Source organism: Phaeobacter sp. A36a-5a, from assembly GCF_037911135.1.
GTDB classification, from domain to species: Bacteria; Pseudomonadota; Alphaproteobacteria; order Rhodobacterales; family Rhodobacteraceae; genus Phaeobacter; species Phaeobacter bryozoorum.
The window spans coordinates 343,911-358,531 of record NZ_JBBLYU010000003.1; the positions used below are offsets into that span (position 1 = coordinate 343,911).

The window sequence follows — 14,621 nt, forward strand, 5'->3', positions numbered from 1 at the left end:
GATAGAAAAGGCCCGATTACCATGCAGCGATCGGGCCTTCTTCGTTCAGGTAAAGATTGGATCGGCGCGCTTAGCTACCCATGACCAGGGTCCACCAGATCTTGCCATTGGATTCCTGGAACCAGGAGAAGCCCATGGTGCGCGCTTTGGCGTCCATGATGACCGAACGGGTGGCCGGTTGTTCCATCCAGGCTGTAAGCGTCTGCAACTCGGTCTCATATGTTTCCGAAATCGTCTCGCCGATCATTGTGCCGGTGAAACCAGTGCGGGCAACGCGGTCGAGCGGGGAAGAGCCGTCGGAGCCAAAATGCCACGGACGGTTCTGGACCGACATGTCGCGCGAATGGGTTGCGGCCGCAGCGGTCAGCTGGGGGTTCAGCTGGACAATCGGCTTGCCTGCCGCTTCGCGAAGGGCGTTGACCGAGTCGAGCATCCGCAGCTGTACTTTGTCGGCGTTACGGATCCGGTACACGCTGCCGCCTGTGCTGCCATCAGGTGCAGGGGCACAGGCTGCGACAAGGGTCATCAGCCCGGCGATAAGGATCAGAAATACACGTGTCATACTACACCTTGCTTCGTTGACTGGGGCTGCAATAGCCCGGCTGTGACATAGGCGCAAACATGTCAGCGGTGAATTGACCGTCGCGGGATTGTTTGATTTGCGACTGAGGCATTCGCGCCATAAGATACGGCATAACGAATGCATATCTCCGCAGTTTGGAAAAGTCATGACCCGCAGCCCCTTCGAATCCTTCTCTAGACGGCAATTTCTCGCCGGTTCCGTTTCTGTCGGCGCATCGCTGGTTGGCGGCGGTCTTGCCAGCGACGTCTGGGCACAGGATGCCACGGACACGACCGCTGAGGGTTTTGACCCGCTGCGCCCGCCGCCGGAGCCGGAGGCGCCGGTTCAGCGTAACATCTCGGCGTTCCGGTCCAAGGACTGGCGGCCCTATTTCGACAATCTGCGCAACGGAGCCGTGCTGGTGGATATCGACAGCCGCGCCCTGCATTTCTGGTCGGAAGACCAGAGCACCTACAAGCTATATCCCTCGTCCGTGCCGCTCTCTGATGATCTGACGCGCCGCGGCCGGACCCAGATTATCCGCAAGGTCGATGGGCCTGGCTGGGCGCCGACTCCGAACATGCGCAAGCGCAATCCTGAGTGGCCTGCCTATATCCCGCCGGGGCCGGACAATCCGCTTGGAACCCATGCTTTGTATCTCAGCTGGAAGTATTACCGAATCCACGGCACGCATGACACGCGCAAGATCGGGCGCAGGTCTTCAAACGGCTGTATCGGCCTTTATAACGAGCATATTTCGCAGCTGTTTGCGCTCACGAAAGTGGGCACTCAAGTGTTGCTAATTTGACGACATCGGCCCATTCCAGAGGCCGAATCATGCAACAAGCAATTGCAATGTCGCGATTTTGCTGATTAGAAAAATATTACGAGGTAAGTCTTGGGCGCGTGGTTCGGGTGGACTGAACTGCGCATATTTTTGGAGGTTAACATGAAAAAACTCGTTATCGCTGCTGCTCTGACTGCTGCTGCTTCGACCGCTTCCGCGGGCAACCTGGCTGAGCCGATTGTTGAGGCGCCGGTTATTGTTGAGCAGACCGAAAGCTCCTCCAGCGGCATCCTTCTGCCGCTGCTGCTGCTGGTTCTGGTTGGCGCAGCTGTTGCAAGCAACTAATTGCTTGTCTCAGAACGGTAAGAAAGGCGGTGGATTTTCCACCGCCTTTTTTCATGTCTCCCGACCTGACATGGGCCGGGGAATGCAATTTTGGTTCAGGGTGGCTCAACCGTCGTGAACTTCGGACAGAATGCTGTTCATCGATGCGAGAATCATCTCGATTCCCTCTGCATCAATCGTCAGCGGGGGGCGAATTTTCAGAATGTTGTCCTTTGGCCCTTCGCTACCGATCAGGATGCGATGATCGCGCATGCGGTTCTTCACATAGGTGCAGATATCAGTGGCCTCTGATCCGTCGTTGCGGATCAGTTCGACACCGATAAATAATCCCATGCCGCGCACATCCCCGATCGACTGATAACGGGATTGCAGTTCGCGCAGGCCTTCGATCAGTTCGGCCCCGCGCACCCGCGCATTCTCCTGTAACCCTTCCTCATCGACGATATTCAGCACTTCGGTACCGATGCGGCACGACAGGGTGGAACCGCCAAAGGTCGAGAAGAACTCAGGCCCCTGTGCAAAGCTGTCCGCGATGGCGCGGGTTGTTACCAGCACACCCAGGGGGTGGCCGTTGCCGATTGGTTTACCGAGTACCACGATATCGGGGCTGGCCTCTTGGTGTTCAAAGCCAAAGTAGTAGTCACCAAGGCGTCCTAGACCGGTTTGAACCTCATCGGCGATACAGATACCACCTGCGGCGCGGATCTTGTCATAGACGGCGGGCAGATAGCCCTTTGGCGGAATGATCTGACCGCCGACAGAAGGGAAGGTCTCGGCAATGAAGCCGGCCACCCCATGACCGCTTGCACGCAGTTTTTCGATGGCCGGATCCACTAGGTCCGCGTATTTCTGCGCGCGGTCTGCATCATCGCGCCGGTAAGATCCGCGATAGTCATCGGCAACTTCGATCAACTGCACCCAGTCAGACGGGCCCACGCCACCCTTTGCATTGAACTTATAGGCGGAAACGTCAATCACGCCAGTGGTGTTGCCGTGATAGCCATGATTGGGCGTTACCATCCCCTTGGCACCTGTGTGCGCCCGTGCGAGGCGCAGGGCCAGCTCATTCGCTTCGGTGCCGGAATTGACGAAGAAGCAGACCTCCAGATGGTCGGGCATCTTTGACAGCACCTTTTCCGCAAAGGCGGTTTGTGCCGGGTGCAGATACCGGGTGTTGGAGTTCATGCGTTTCAACTGATCGGCAGCAACCGCCTGAACGCGGGGATGCGCGTGGCCTACATGCGGCACGTTGTTATAGGCATCGAGATAGGGGCGGCCCATTTCGTCAAACAGATGATGTTTCCACCCACGCAGCAGCATGACCGGATCGCTGTAGGTCAGGCTGAGATTGCTGCCGAAATGTGCCTTTCGATCCGCCAGAACCCGGCGCTTGTCAGTCGGTTCATATCCGGTTTTCTCCGCAGGCAGGTTCAGTAACGGTGCAGGGTTTGGGCAAAGTGCGTTCCACAGCAAGAGGTCGTCAGGATCCGCCACTCCGGGCCAGTCTGCCTCAATTCCCTTGGTCGATAGCGCCAGTTGGAAATGCACATGTGGAGCCCAGCCGCCGTTTTCAGTTGCATCTCCGAGCTGGCAGAACGGCGCGCCCTTGGCGACCCGGTCGCCAACCGAAAGCTGAGTACAGCAGTCAGGGTCAAGATGACCGTAGAGCGTATAAAATTCTTCTCCGGTGTCGGTATGGTGTTTCAGGATGACAACACCGCCGTAGTCCAGATGAGCATCGCGGTTTTCCACCGCCACGACCTCACCCTCCAGGGGGGCGTAGAGCGTCTGACCGGCCGGGGCAAAAACATCCACTGCGAGATGGACGGTACGCCGGTCGCTGGCTTTATACGCGCCTTTGCGGAAGGCTGGGGCAGTATAGATCAGCCGTGGTTCGTTGTAATATCCAAGCCACCAGTCGGCACCGTTTTCGCCGGAAAACTCTCGCCCGACTTCGGCAGCCTCGGCCAGCGGCATATCAAAAGGGTTCTGCGGCCAGGTCGATGTCTCGACCGAGAGAGACCCCATCGGCAGACCCGTCAAATCGCGTCCCATCAGCGGAGCGAACTCACCGGAATATTTCTCTAGATAGGCAATTACCCGGTCGGCACCATCGACCACCGAAAGGCCGCAGGTCGCTCTCAGCCGGGACGAAATCAGGGCCGGATGCTCACTTGGTTGCTCCAGAAAACGCCATGCAGGACCCTGCGATATGGTCACATAGGGGTCATCGGGATTGTCTTTGGCCACCAGTGTGGAATTGACGACGCTGACGGCCAGACGCATCCGCAGCAGAGGCCAGAGAAGATCTAGTTCGGTCTCGGTCAACGGATTGACGGCGTGGTAGCCTTCTATCAGCGCGGACAGGGCAGCCTGCGGTCGGGGATTATCCAGCACGATATACGCAGCTGCAATGGCCAGATCACAGATTCGCGGCGTAGCACACATGTCGCCAAGGTCGATCAGACCGCCGACATGGCGTGGTTGGCATAGCGTGCCAGTAACGAGAATGTTGTAGTCATTGGCGTCATTATGAATCGCCTGTTTCGGCAGGGAGCCAAGCACCGGCTTCAGCTCTATGAAATCGGCGCAGATCGCAGCAATCAGGCTACGGCGTTTGCTGTCTGCGATGCAGTCGAGATCGCTTGCCACCCAGTCGGCAGACATCAGATCCCATTTGAAATTGCGTAGCAGCGCGGGATGGTCAAAGGTTTTGAGCGCGCGGGTGATGCTTCCAAGCGCGGCACCGATTTCCCTGATGAGAACGGATGATTTCGGCGTGCTTTTGGCATAGCAGCGGCCCGGCAGCTGAGTTTGCAGCCAGACCAGGCGCTCAACCCCGGTTTCGTCTGCAAGATCGAGGCAGAGCGCACCATCGGCGGCCGCCACGGCGCGTGGGCATGGCAGATCCGGGTCAGTTTGATGGAGATGCGCCAGCGCAGCGATTTGCATCTCGACGAGATCAGGGGCGCAACCGGGGCGCATGACCTTTAAAATATAGCCCTGCCCATCCTCGGCGATTGCACGAAAGTTCAGGTCATATTCCCCGTCCAACCGTGACAGGTCAGCGGTGATGCCCCAGTGATTATTCAGGGCATCGGCCCAATGCAATTCGGCCAGGTTCAATGCGGTCATGAGAGGTCCCTGTTCAAATATCCTCAGCCCCGTTGGTCGGGGCGTTTTGGCTATTTGGACCGGGGAGTGGCGATTAGTCCAGCCACCCTTTCAGATTGCGTTGGATAACGCCGGACAGCGCGTCAATGTGCTCGGCGTCATCGTTCAGGCAAGGGATATAGAGAAATTCCTCTCCGCCCGCGTGCTCAAAGCTTTCGCGAATTTCCTCGTTGATTTCCTCAAGCGTCTCAATGCAGTCCGCCGAGAAGGCTGGGGCGATCACCGCGATGTTTTTCTTGCCTTCTTTGGCGAGGGTGGCGACGTGATCCACGGTATAGGGCTTCAGCCATTCTTCGGGGCCAAACACCGACTGAAACGTGGTGGTGATTTCGGTATCGGTCCACCCCAGACGTTCTTTCAGGAGGCGCGTCGTTTTCTGGCACTGACAATGGTAGGGATCGCCCTGCATCAGATAGCGCTTGGGCATCCCGTGATAGGATACAACCAGAATTTCGGGTTTTTTCTCGGCGGTGGCATAAGCTTTCTCCACCGAACGCGCAAGGGCGTCGATATATGCCGGATCGTCAAAATAGGGTGCGACGGTGCGTGCGGCGGGCTGCCAGGTTTCTTCCATCAGGGCGCGGAAAAATTGGTCGTTGGCGGTGGCCGAGGTGGCCCCGGCATATTGCGGATAAAGCGGGACGAAGAGGATTTTCTGACAGCCGGCCTCAACCATTGCCCGCACTTTGGATTTGGTTGAGGGATTGCCGTAGCGCATACAGAAATCCACCATGACCTCTTTGCCATACCGCTCCTGCAGCGCTTCCGACATCGCGGCGGTCTGCTCCTTGGTGATGGTCATCAGGGGGCTTTCGCCCTTGTCATGGTTCCAGATGGACTTATACGCCGCTCCCGAGGAAAACGGCCGTTTGGCCAAAATGATCAGTTGCAACAGCGGCTGCCATTTCCAGGCAGGATAGTCGATCACACGCTTGTCCGAGAGAAACTCGCTCAGATACCGGCGCATCGGCCAGTAGCTATAGTCATCGGGGGTGCCCAGATTGGCCAACAGTACGCCGACCTTCGCCGGGGCGATCTTGGGGTGGTCTGCCGGCGCATGAGCGGGGCAGGTGGCGGGGGCAGTGGCGTCCAGCATCTATCAGGGTCCTGTGCGGTAAACGGTCAGCGGATCGTTGGTCCGCCCTAGCTATATGAAGATACGGCGGAAATGACCAATTGGATCATTCCACCAGAGCCATAGGATAGACCTATGGCTGGTTCTGTCTACTTTGGCAGCGGTGTTTCCGGCACCTTCAGCGCATCCGCCAGTCGCGCCTTTGCCGATCCGGGGCGCAGCGGTTTTTGCTGGGTGTCGGACGGGGACCAGCCGGTCAGGCAAATCAGTTCAAAGGTTGCAGGCAAAAGACCGTCCTCCGTTGCGTAGGTGGACCGGTAGATATCCGCAGTGTCAGCGAACAATTTGCGCGTGGTTGCGGTCTTTTGCCTCTGTGTCATGGCATTGGTTTCGCCCATGCCGCGCAGTTCGTGCATCAGGTGCCACAGGTCGCGGTACTTTGCGGTCAGCGGCACAACATCCGCCACCGGAAGCGCAAATCCGGCCCGTTGCAACAGCGCACCCAGATCGCGCACTTCGCCCATCGGGGCCACGCGGGGCGACAGCCCGCCGGAAAGGCGGGTTTCGGCGGTGGCCAGGGCGCTGCGCAATTCATGCAGGGTCTGGCCGCCCAGCATCACGACCAGCAGCAAGCCGTCTTCGGTCAGGGCCCGGTGACATTGGATCAATTGTCCGACCGGATCATTGGCCCAGTGCAGTGACATGGCATGGACCACAAGATCATGGGCACCAACCGCCAGATCCAATGTTTCGTCATCCGCGACATGTTTGGCATCGGGCAGACAACTGTCCCAGCCTTGCGCAAAAGGCGCCACCAGCGCTGGGCGCGTAAAGCTCCTGTTAACCATGGAGAGCCGATCCTCAATCTCATCGCGTGCGATATCGTGCAGGAACAGGGCTTCTGGGGTCAGGCGGCTGCGATGGGCGGCGAGTGCGCTGCGGTCAAAGAGCTGCGGGCGGGGCGTCGTGGCTTTGGTCATGAGGGCTATTTAGGATGTTGAAGGCGCGGATACAAACGGCTGTTTCGCTGATCTACCCGCCACGCTGTCTGGCCTGCGGTGAGTGGGTCGACAGCGATTTCGGACTTTGTGGCCCCTGCTGGCGCGAGACACCGTTCATACATGGAACTTGTTGCCATGGATGTGGAGTCCCTTTGATCGGGGAGGAGGATGGGTTTCGCCTCGAATGTGATGAGTGTATGGATCACCCACGGCCTTGGCAGGAAGGACGCGCCGCGCTGACCTATGAGGGCACGGCCCGGCGGCTGGTACTGGCCCTGAAACACGGGGATCGAACTGAAATCGCCCGGCCTGCAGGGCGCTGGTTGGGGCGGGCGGCTGCCAGTTTGCTTGTGGATGATCCCTTGGTGGCGCCAGTGCCGCTACACTGGTCGCGGTTTCTGCGCCGCCGCTATAATCAATCTGATCTGCTGGCCCGACAAATGTCCCGAGACGCTGGCTTGGACTACTGCCCGGACCTGTTGCGGCGCGTTTGCCGTACACCTTCGCTTGAAGGGCAGGGCCGCTGCGAGCGCTACGCAACGTTGGCGCGGTCGATTTCGGCGCATCCGAAACATGCCGCACAGATTGACGGGCGTATCGTCCTGCTGGTCGATGATGTGATGACCAGTGGTGCCACGCTTGCGGCCTGTAGCGAGGCTTGCCTTGATGCAGGCGCAAGCGCGGTCCGTATCGCCGTGCTTGCAAGGGTCACGCAGTCGTGATCTGAACGCGCTGGGGCTGGCAATTCTATCATGGACTGCCCAAGTTCAGGGCCAAGCCACTGAATATTTTCAAACGGAGACCCGAATGAAACCGGTCGAAATCTACACTTCCCCGCTCTGCGGGTTTTGCCACGCCGCAAAACGCCTGCTGACCCAGAAAGGCGTAAGCTTCGACGAAATCGACGTCTTGGCTAATCCTGATCGCAAGGCCGAAATGATCGAGCGTGCCAATGGTGGGCGTACCGTTCCGCAGATTTTTGTCGGCGAGACCCATGTCGGTGGATGCGATGATCTTTATGCACTGGATCGGTCCGGCAAGCTGGATCCGCTGCTGGCAACCTGAGGCGCGGTGATTAAGATCGGTGGCCATCGGAGGATATGACAGATGCGTGCGGCCTTGCTTCAAATGACGTCAAGCGACCAGCCAGCTGAGAATCTGGTGATGGTGCAGGAGATGATTGCCGAGGCCGCTGCCGCTGGCGCCGGTTTTGTACTGACACCAGAAGTGACAAACTGCCTTTCTGGAAGTCGCAGCCACCAGACGTCGGTCCTCCATCATGAAGCGGATGATCCGACGTTGGCGGCCCTGCGCAGAACTGCCGAGGAGCGTGGTCTCTGGCTGTCTCTCGGATCCCTCGCGTTGAAGACGACGGATTCCGATGGACGGTTTGCCAATCGCCAGTTTCTGATCGATCCAGCCGGTGAGATCGTTGCGCGCTATGACAAGATCCACATGTTCGATGTGGATGTCACGCCTGAAGAAACTTACCGCGAGTCGGATGGATACCGCCCGGGCCGTCAGGCTGTGGTTGCACAGACTCCATTTGCAGCCCTGGGAATGACCATCTGTTACGACGTACGCTTCCCCTATCTGCATCGGCGTCTGGCCAAAGCAGGGGCTCAGGTGCTGCTGGCGCCAGCTGCCTTTTCGCCTGTTACCGGTTCGGCCCATTGGCACGCATTGCTTCAGGCGCGTGCAATCGAGACGGGCTGCTATGTGCTGGCGGCTGCTCAGACTGGCACCCATCCGGCAACCAAGGGAAAGTCGCGACGCACCTATGGCCATTCTCTGGTGGTGTCACCCTGGGGGGAAATTCTGGCCGATGGCGGCGTTGAGCCAGGGATCACCTACATTGATCTTGACCTTGAAAAAGTGGCACAAGCGCGTCGACAGGTTCCTTCCCTGTTTCATGACCGAGAATTCGACGGCCCCTGATGGACGATACCAATTCCCTTGCGGTTTCGCTGTTCAGCGAAATTCTGATGGCAGATCAGCTGGCGCGGACCCGGCTGGGACAAGTGCTGCCTAAGGGAATGGAACTGTCGCATTTCTCGGTATTGAACCATCTCGCACGTACCGGAGTTGAGCGGTCGCCCGCTCAGCTGGCCAAGGCGTTTCACGTGACCCGTGGGGCGATGACCAATACATTGAGCAAGCTGGAAGCGGCGGGCTACGTTCATATCCGCCCAGACTGGGATGATGCGCGACGCAAAATGGTCGCGATCAGCCCGGCGGGACGACAGGCGCGCGACGCCGCATTGGCCAGCATTGTTCCGATGATCCGCGAAGTGGTTGAGGAACTGGGAGGTGACCGGGTCAAATCCGCGCTGCCGATCCTGCGAGAGTTCCGCATTAAGCTGGGAAGTCGCGACTGATTGGCGACTACGGGCGCAGGGCCCCAATCCTGTAAAACGGAAAAGGACGTCTGCGAACAGACGTCCTTGGTGCCCCCCGTCAGGCTGGTCCGTGAGTGGTAGGCTTAACGACAGGGCGGCCCGGAACAAGGGCCTCTGTGCATTCACTCGGTGACAGGTCAGGAACATCTGACCCTATCCATGGTCTACCACGTAGAAGGTAGCGGCCCAACGACGCAGAAGGATGATTGCCTATCCTAAAGTATAGGGACAGGGCTTTTGCCTCCGCGCTTAGCGAGACTTTGTGCTGGCTGTCACGTAATTTACGCTCAAATCACGGTCCGAGAGCGACCAGCTCCAGAAGATCGGATTGAACACAAAACCCTTCCGATCGACAGGCGTCAGCCCCGCCTTTGAGAGCAGCTCGAACAGCTCGTCTGGTGTAATGAACTTCGACCATTCATGTGTCCCGCGCGGCAGCCATCGCATGACAACCTCGGCGCCTAAAATGGCCATCGCGTAGCTTTTGGGATTGCGGTTGATGGTTGAACAGATTTGCAGACCACCGGGCCTGAGCAGCTGCTGCGTGGCAGTTAGATAGCTGAGCGGATCGGCAACATGTTCGACCACCTCCATGTTGAGAACCACGTCGAACTGCTCGCCCGCCTCTGCCAGCGCCTCGGCTGTGGTGTGGCGATAGTCGATGTCCAGACCGGATTGCTGGGCGTGAACCTGAGCGACTGGAATATTGCCCGCTGCGGCGTCGGCGCCGACGACATCGGCACCCAGACGGGCTATTGGTTCGCTGAGAAGCCCGCCACCGCAGCCGATGTCCAGAATGCGCAGTCCGGAAAAGGGCGCCTGATCGGATAGGTTGCGATCAAATTCACCAGCAATTTGCCTGGTGATGTAGTCCAGCCGACAGGGGTTCAGCATGTGCAATGGTTTGAATTTTCCAGTGGGATCCCACCATTCGGCGGCCATGGCCTCAAATTTTGCGATCTCGGACGGGTCTACCGTGGATTGAGGCGCTTGCATTCCTGTCTCCGTGTGTTCTTTTATCATTCAGGACTAAGTTAGGTCAGTAATGGACAAATACCCGTATCAAAAGCGCGCAGTGCAGTATTTGTACCCGCCCATTGAACCCTTTGATCAGCGGATGGTCGATGTGGGGCAGGGCCACCATATCTATATGGAGCAGAGCGGTAATCCGGACGGTATCCCTGTGGTGGTCTGTCACGGAGGCCCGGGTGGCGGGAGCAGCCCGGCCATGCGGCGGTATTTCGACCCTGACCACTACCGGATTGTGTTATTCGATCAGCGCGGTTGCGGACGGTCACGGCCGCATGCCTCTTGCGCTGACAATACAACCTGGCACCTGGTCGCGGATATGGAAATCATCCGCCGACTTCTGGGGCTGTCGCGGTGGATGGTGTTCGGCGGGAGCTGGGGGGCAACTTTGTCGCTGATCTATGCCCAGACCCATCCCGAGCGGGTGCGCCATCTGATCCTGCGCGGCGTCTTCCTGATGACCAAGTCAGAGCTGGACTGGTTCTACGGTGGTGGTGCTGGCCGTTTCTGGCCGGAGACCTGGTCGCGTTTTGTCTCGATGATCCCCGATGGTGAGCGGGGCGATCTGATCGCCGCCTATAACAGACGGCTGTTTTCCGGCGATATGGCTGAGGAGATCCTGTTCGGCCGGGCTTGGTCGGCATGGGAGAACGCGTTGGCCTCGATCCATTCCAACGGCACATCGGGCGAAAGCCCGGGCGACTACGCGCGCGCCTTTGCACGACTGGAGAATCACTATTTCATCAATGGCGGGTTTCTCGACTACGATGGTCAGATCTTTGCCAATATGGGGCGCATATCGCATATTCCCGGCATCATCGTGCAGGGGCGGTATGATATGATTTGTCCGCCGACCTCCGCCTGGCGATTGAAAGAGCTGTGGCCAAATGCCGAGTTGAAGATGGTGCGCAATGCGGGCCATGCTCTGTCCGAACCGGGAATCAGCGCCGAGCTGGTGCGCGCAATGGACCAGATTGCAGAGGAGCAGGAGCCATGACACGGATCGACAGGCGTGCGCTGTTCACATCTGGCGCCGCGGCTGCCCTGCTGGCTGCAACCGGGGCCGCGCTGGCTGATACGCCGCGGCAGGGCGGGATCCTTCGTCTCGCGGTACCGCGAGACGGTGGGCTGATGGATCAGGTCGCTCGTGGGGCCGTGTTTGACACCTTGATGGAAATTGGCCCTGACGGCTCCTTGCGGCCTGAGCTGGCCAGTCGCTGGAGCAGCAGCCCCGATGCGCGGGTCTGGCAGTTCGATATTCGGGCAGATGTGACGTTTCACGATGGAACACCGGTGCGGGCGGCGGATGTGGCGGCGAGCCTGCTGGGCAGCGATATCGGCGATGGCGCTGCTCAAATCGACATACTCTCGCCCGGTAGCATCCAGATTGTGCTGGGCGCGTCCAATCCGCATCTCCCTTATTTATTGGCCGATGGCCGGTTTGCGATTGCCGCCGGCGGGGAAACCTCAGGCGACCTCTCAGCGGCAAACGGGACCGGGTGCTACAGGGTGGAGCGCGCGCGCTCTGGGCGCGACTTCCGCGCGGCGCGGGTGCGGGGGCACTACAAATCCGGTCAGGCCGGTTGGGTCGATACGGTTGAGTTGATCGTGATTCCCGATGCCACCGTGCGGGCTGAGGCGCTGCGGGATGGATATGTCGATGTCGCCGCCCTGCCAGCACCCGAAGGTCTCATCTCGCGCGGCAGTTTTCACTACCATCCATCCGTTGATGACATGGCGCTGGCAGCCCGGCGGGATGTTGGTATGCCTCGGACGATAGGCACTCGGTCGGCTTTGGACGATGGTCGTATTGCGGAACGCTGGTGGCGCCTCTGATCTGGAAGATTTGCAAGCCTGGGTCCGCACAGAACATGGGTCAGGGGAACTGCCTCTTGCAGTTTGGCCTGATCCGGCGTATATGCCTTTCGTAACAGCGGCGCGTCGGGTTTGACCCTCAGCTCCACCGGAAAGTTCAACGGGCCGCGCGCCCGTTTTTTTGTGCCCGAATCACAGATCTGGAATTCGTATGACCAATGACCTGATAGCCAAGGCAGCCATCGACCGTCGGCTTGCCGAGATCATCACCCCGGTGATTGAAGATCTCGGTTTTGAGCTGGTGCGTATTCGGCTGATGTCTGGCAAGACGACCACCCTGCAGATCATGGCCGACAAGCCTGAAGGCGGCATCGAGGTGGATGGCTGCGCTGAGATCTCCAACGCGGTCAGTGCGACGCTGGACGTGGAGGATCCGATCCTTGACAGCTACGCGCTTGAAGTCTCCAGCCCCGGTATCGACCGGCCGCTGACCCGTCTCAAAGACTTCGATATGTTCGAGGGCTATGAGGCCAAGATCGAGACCAGCGAGCTGATCGACGGCCGCCGCCGTTTCAAGGGCGAGCTGGCCGGTGTTGAGGATGACGAGGTTCTGATCAATATCGAAGAACATGGCGAGACTGTTACCATCGGCTTGAAATTCGACTGGCTGAGCGATGCCAAACTGGTTCTTACCGATGATCTGATCAAAGAAATGCTGCGTCAGCGCAAGGCTGCCGGCACCCTGAACGAAGACGCATTCGACGAAATCGAGGCCGATGGGTCCGAAGAGGAGAAAAAGTAATGGCTATCACATCAGCAAACCAGTTGGAGCTTCTGCAGACCGCAGAAGCCGTGGCGCGCGAAAAGATGATCGACCCCGGTTTGGTTGTCGATGCGATGGAAGAGAGCCTGGCGCGGGCCGCCAAGAGCCGCTACGGCAGCGAGATGGATATTCGTGTGTCCATTGACCGCAAGACTGGCCGTGCGACCTTTACCCGCGTGCGGACCGTGGTCGAAGATGACGCGCTGGAAAACTACCAGGCGGAAATGACTGTTGAGCAGGCCAAGCAGTATATGGCCGATCCTTCGGTTGGCGATGTCTTCGTCGAGGAAGTGCCTCCTGTCGAGATGGGCCGGATCGCTGCCCAGTCCGCCAAGCAGGTGATCCTGCAGAAGGTGCGCGAAGCTGAGCGTGATCGTCAGTACGAAGAGTTCAAGGATCGTGCCGGCACCATCATCAACGGCCTGGTCAAACGTGAAGAATACGGCAACGTCATCGTTGACGTGGGTGCGGGTGAGGCGATCCTGCGCCGGAACGAGAAAATCGGCCGCGAGAGTTACCGCCCGAATGACCGGATTCGCTGCTATATCAAGGATGTGCGCCGCGAGCCGCGTGGCCCTCAAATCTTCCTGTCGCGGACCGCGCCGGAGTTCATGGCTGAGCTGTTCAAGATGGAAGTGCCTGAAATCTATGATGGCGTCATTGAGATCAAGGCGGTTGCCCGTGATCCGGGTTCGCGCGCAAAGATTGCTGTGATCAGCTATGATGGCTCCATCGATCCGGTTGGCGCCTGTGTCGGTATGCGCGGTTCGCGCGTTCAGGCCGTGGTCAACGAACTGCAGGGTGAAAAGATCGACATCATCCCGTGGAACGAAGATCAGCCGACCTTCCTTGTGAACGCGCTGCAGCCTGCGGAAGTGTCCAAGGTTGTTCTGGACGAAGAAGCGGGCAAGATCGAGGTCGTGGTCCCCGAAGAGCAGCTGTCGCTGGCAATCGGCCGTCGTGGTCAGAACGTGCGTCTGGCATCGCAGCTGACCGCGCTTGATATCGACATCATGACCGAGGAAGAGGAATCGGCCCGCCGCCAGAAGGAATTCGAGGCGCGTACCAAGCTGTTCATGGAAACCCTGGATCTGGACGAATTCTTTGCCCAGCTGCTGGTCTCCGAAGGCTTTACCAACCTCGAAGAAGTTGCCTATGTCGAGCTGGATGAGCTGCTGGTTATTGACGGTGTCGACGAGGGCACCGCTCAGGAGCTTCAGGCGCGTGCGGCTGACTACCTGGAAGCGCAGGCGAAAGCGGCGATTGATGCAGCCCGCGCATTGGGTGCCGAGGACAGCCTGATTGACTTTGATGGTCTGACGCCCCAAATGATTGAGGCACTGGCCAAGGATGGCATCAAGACGCTTGAAGATTTTGCTACCTGCGCTGACTGGGAGCTGGCCGGCGGTTGGACCACCAACAAGGGTGAGCGCGTCAAGGATGACGGCATTCTGGAACCATTTGATGTGTCGCTGGAAGATGCTCAGACTCTTGTCATGACCGCCCGCGTTCTGCTGGGTTGGGTGGATCCCACCGAACTGGAAGCGGATGCTGAAGACGATGCCGACATCGAAGACGGCGAAGCAGAAGAGGGCGAGGCCTGAACTCAGG

15 protein-coding genes are annotated in these 14,621 nt (G+C 58.8%); 10 read left to right on the forward strand and 5 right to left on the reverse strand.

What is annotated here, in order from left to right:
- Window positions 1–70 precede the first annotated feature (70 nt).
- On the reverse strand, window positions 71–562 hold the full coding sequence (gene dalA / locus WLQ66_RS15105) for a divisome-associated lipoprotein DalA (RefSeq protein ID WP_340547148.1): 492 nt from the start codon (window positions 560–562) through the stop codon (window positions 71–73).
- 166 nt (window positions 563–728) lie between these two features.
- On the opposite strand from dalA, the gene WLQ66_RS15110 reads away from it, so the two are divergent.
- Window positions 729–1,370 carry a L,D-transpeptidase gene (locus tag WLQ66_RS15110; RefSeq protein WP_340547149.1) on the forward strand — a complete coding sequence of 214 codons (642 nt, stop codon included), beginning with the start codon at window positions 729–731 and terminating at the stop codon, window positions 1,368–1,370.
- Window positions 1,371–1,511: 141 nt separating this feature from the next.
- Complete coding sequence (locus tag WLQ66_RS15115) at window positions 1,512–1,694, forward strand: hypothetical protein (RefSeq protein WP_340547150.1); 183 nt, start codon at window positions 1,512–1,514, stop codon at window positions 1,692–1,694.
- Window positions 1,695–1,799: 105 nt separating this feature from the next.
- On the opposite strand, the gene WLQ66_RS15120 is transcribed toward WLQ66_RS15115, so the two are convergent.
- The 3 genes from WLQ66_RS15120 to WLQ66_RS15130 all read right to left on the reverse strand — a co-directional run bounded on the left by WLQ66_RS15120 (window position 1,800) and on the right by WLQ66_RS15130 (window position 6,923).
- Window positions 1,800–4,829, reverse strand: a complete 3,030-nt coding sequence (locus WLQ66_RS15120; protein WP_340547151.1) for an aminotransferase class III-fold pyridoxal phosphate-dependent enzyme — start codon at window positions 4,827–4,829, stop codon at window positions 1,800–1,802.
- A 73-nt stretch (window positions 4,830–4,902) separates the two neighbouring features.
- Window positions 4,903–5,964: a ferrochelatase gene (gene hemH, locus WLQ66_RS15125; RefSeq protein ID WP_340547152.1), complete on the reverse strand. Its 1,062-nt coding sequence runs from the start codon at window positions 5,962–5,964 to the stop codon at window positions 4,903–4,905.
- A 128-nt stretch (window positions 5,965–6,092) separates the two neighbouring features.
- A complete protein-coding gene (locus WLQ66_RS15130; RefSeq protein WP_340547153.1) occupies window positions 6,093–6,923 on the reverse strand; it encodes a methyltransferase domain-containing protein in 831 nt (276 codons plus the stop codon).
- 14 nt (window positions 6,924–6,937) lie between these two features.
- On the opposite strand from WLQ66_RS15130, the gene WLQ66_RS15135 reads away from it, so the two are divergent.
- The 4 genes from WLQ66_RS15135 to WLQ66_RS15150 all read left to right on the forward strand — a co-directional run bounded on the left by WLQ66_RS15135 (window position 6,938) and on the right by WLQ66_RS15150 (window position 9,322).
- Window positions 6,938–7,666 (forward strand): double zinc ribbon domain-containing protein, encoded by a 729-nt coding sequence (locus WLQ66_RS15135; RefSeq protein WP_340547154.1) that lies wholly within the window; start codon window positions 6,938–6,940, stop codon window positions 7,664–7,666.
- An 85-nt stretch (window positions 7,667–7,751) separates the two neighbouring features.
- The gene (grxC, locus tag WLQ66_RS15140; protein ID WP_340547155.1) at window positions 7,752–8,009 is read left to right on the forward strand and encodes a glutaredoxin 3; all 258 of its coding nucleotides are present in this window, start codon (window positions 7,752–7,754) and stop codon (window positions 8,007–8,009) included.
- A gap of 42 nt (window positions 8,010–8,051) precedes the next feature.
- On the forward strand, window positions 8,052–8,882 hold the full coding sequence (locus WLQ66_RS15145; RefSeq protein WP_340547156.1) for a carbon-nitrogen hydrolase family protein: 831 nt from the start codon (window positions 8,052–8,054) through the stop codon (window positions 8,880–8,882).
- Entirely contained in the window at window positions 8,882–9,322 is a 441-nt protein-coding gene (locus tag WLQ66_RS15150; protein ID WP_340547157.1) for a MarR family winged helix-turn-helix transcriptional regulator, read from the forward strand. Before WLQ66_RS15145 ends, WLQ66_RS15150 begins: the two co-directional genes overlap by 1 nt.
- Before the next feature lie 270 nt (window positions 9,323–9,592).
- Here WLQ66_RS15150 and ubiG read toward each other — a convergent pair whose 3' ends face one another.
- Entirely contained in the window at window positions 9,593–10,339 is a 747-nt protein-coding gene (gene ubiG, locus WLQ66_RS15155) for a bifunctional 2-polyprenyl-6-hydroxyphenol methylase/3-demethylubiquinol 3-O-methyltransferase UbiG (protein WP_340547158.1), read from the reverse strand.
- Window positions 10,340–10,388: 49 nt separating this feature from the next.
- On the opposite strand from ubiG, the gene pip reads away from it, so the two are divergent.
- From pip to nusA, 4 genes are all read left to right on the forward strand, one after another.
- On the forward strand, window positions 10,389–11,369 hold the full coding sequence (gene pip, locus WLQ66_RS15160; protein WP_340547159.1) for a prolyl aminopeptidase: 981 nt from the start codon (window positions 10,389–10,391) through the stop codon (window positions 11,367–11,369).
- Complete coding sequence (locus tag WLQ66_RS15165; RefSeq protein ID WP_340547160.1) at window positions 11,366–12,208, forward strand: ABC transporter substrate-binding protein; 843 nt, start codon at window positions 11,366–11,368, stop codon at window positions 12,206–12,208. The genes pip and WLQ66_RS15165 overlap by 4 nt, the downstream gene beginning before the upstream one ends.
- Window positions 12,209–12,398: 190 nt before the next feature.
- Window positions 12,399–12,989, forward strand: a complete 591-nt coding sequence (gene rimP / locus WLQ66_RS15170) for a ribosome maturation factor RimP (RefSeq protein WP_340547161.1) — start codon at window positions 12,399–12,401, stop codon at window positions 12,987–12,989.
- Window positions 12,989–14,614, forward strand: coding sequence for a transcription termination factor NusA (nusA, locus tag WLQ66_RS15175; protein WP_340547162.1), 1,626 nt, complete (start codon window positions 12,989–12,991; stop codon window positions 14,612–14,614). Before rimP ends, nusA begins: the two co-directional genes overlap by 1 nt.
- Window positions 14,615–14,621 lie beyond the last annotated feature (7 nt).

Excerpts from the sequence above, each read along its gene's own strand:
- WLQ66_RS15115 (WP_340547150.1), top strand. The coding sequence starts at position 1,512 with ATGAAAAAACTCGTTATCGCTGCTGCTCTGACTGCTGCTGCTTCGACC.
- WLQ66_RS15165 (WP_340547160.1), top strand. The coding sequence starts at position 11,366 with ATGACACGGATCGACAGGCGTGCGCTGTTCACATCTGGCGCCGCGGCT.
- ubiG (WP_340547158.1), bottom strand. The coding sequence starts at position 10,339 with ATGCAAGCGCCTCAATCCACGGTAGACCCGTCCGAGATCGCAAAATTT.
- rimP (WP_340547161.1), top strand. The coding sequence starts at position 12,399 with ATGACCAATGACCTGATAGCCAAGGCAGCCATCGACCGTCGGCTTGCC.
- WLQ66_RS15150 (WP_340547157.1), top strand. The coding sequence starts at position 8,882 with ATGGACGATACCAATTCCCTTGCGGTTTCGCTGTTCAGCGAAATTCTG.
- WLQ66_RS15110 (WP_340547149.1), top strand. The coding sequence starts at position 729 with ATGACCCGCAGCCCCTTCGAATCCTTCTCTAGACGGCAATTTCTCGCC.
- nusA (WP_340547162.1), top strand. The coding sequence starts at position 12,989 with ATGGCTATCACATCAGCAAACCAGTTGGAGCTTCTGCAGACCGCAGAA.
- dalA (WP_340547148.1), bottom strand. The coding sequence starts at position 562 with ATGACACGTGTATTTCTGATCCTTATCGCCGGGCTGATGACCCTTGTC.
- WLQ66_RS15130 (WP_340547153.1), bottom strand. The coding sequence starts at position 6,923 with ATGACCAAAGCCACGACGCCCCGCCCGCAGCTCTTTGACCGCAGCGCA.
- WLQ66_RS15145 (WP_340547156.1), top strand. The coding sequence starts at position 8,052 with ATGCGTGCGGCCTTGCTTCAAATGACGTCAAGCGACCAGCCAGCTGAG.
- pip (WP_340547159.1), top strand. The coding sequence starts at position 10,389 with ATGGACAAATACCCGTATCAAAAGCGCGCAGTGCAGTATTTGTACCCG.
- WLQ66_RS15135 (WP_340547154.1), top strand. The coding sequence starts at position 6,938 with ATGTTGAAGGCGCGGATACAAACGGCTGTTTCGCTGATCTACCCGCCA.
- WLQ66_RS15120 (WP_340547151.1), bottom strand. The coding sequence starts at position 4,829 with ATGACCGCATTGAACCTGGCCGAATTGCATTGGGCCGATGCCCTGAAT.
- grxC (WP_340547155.1), top strand. The coding sequence starts at position 7,752 with ATGAAACCGGTCGAAATCTACACTTCCCCGCTCTGCGGGTTTTGCCAC.
- hemH (WP_340547152.1), bottom strand. The coding sequence starts at position 5,964 with ATGCTGGACGCCACTGCCCCCGCCACCTGCCCCGCTCATGCGCCGGCA.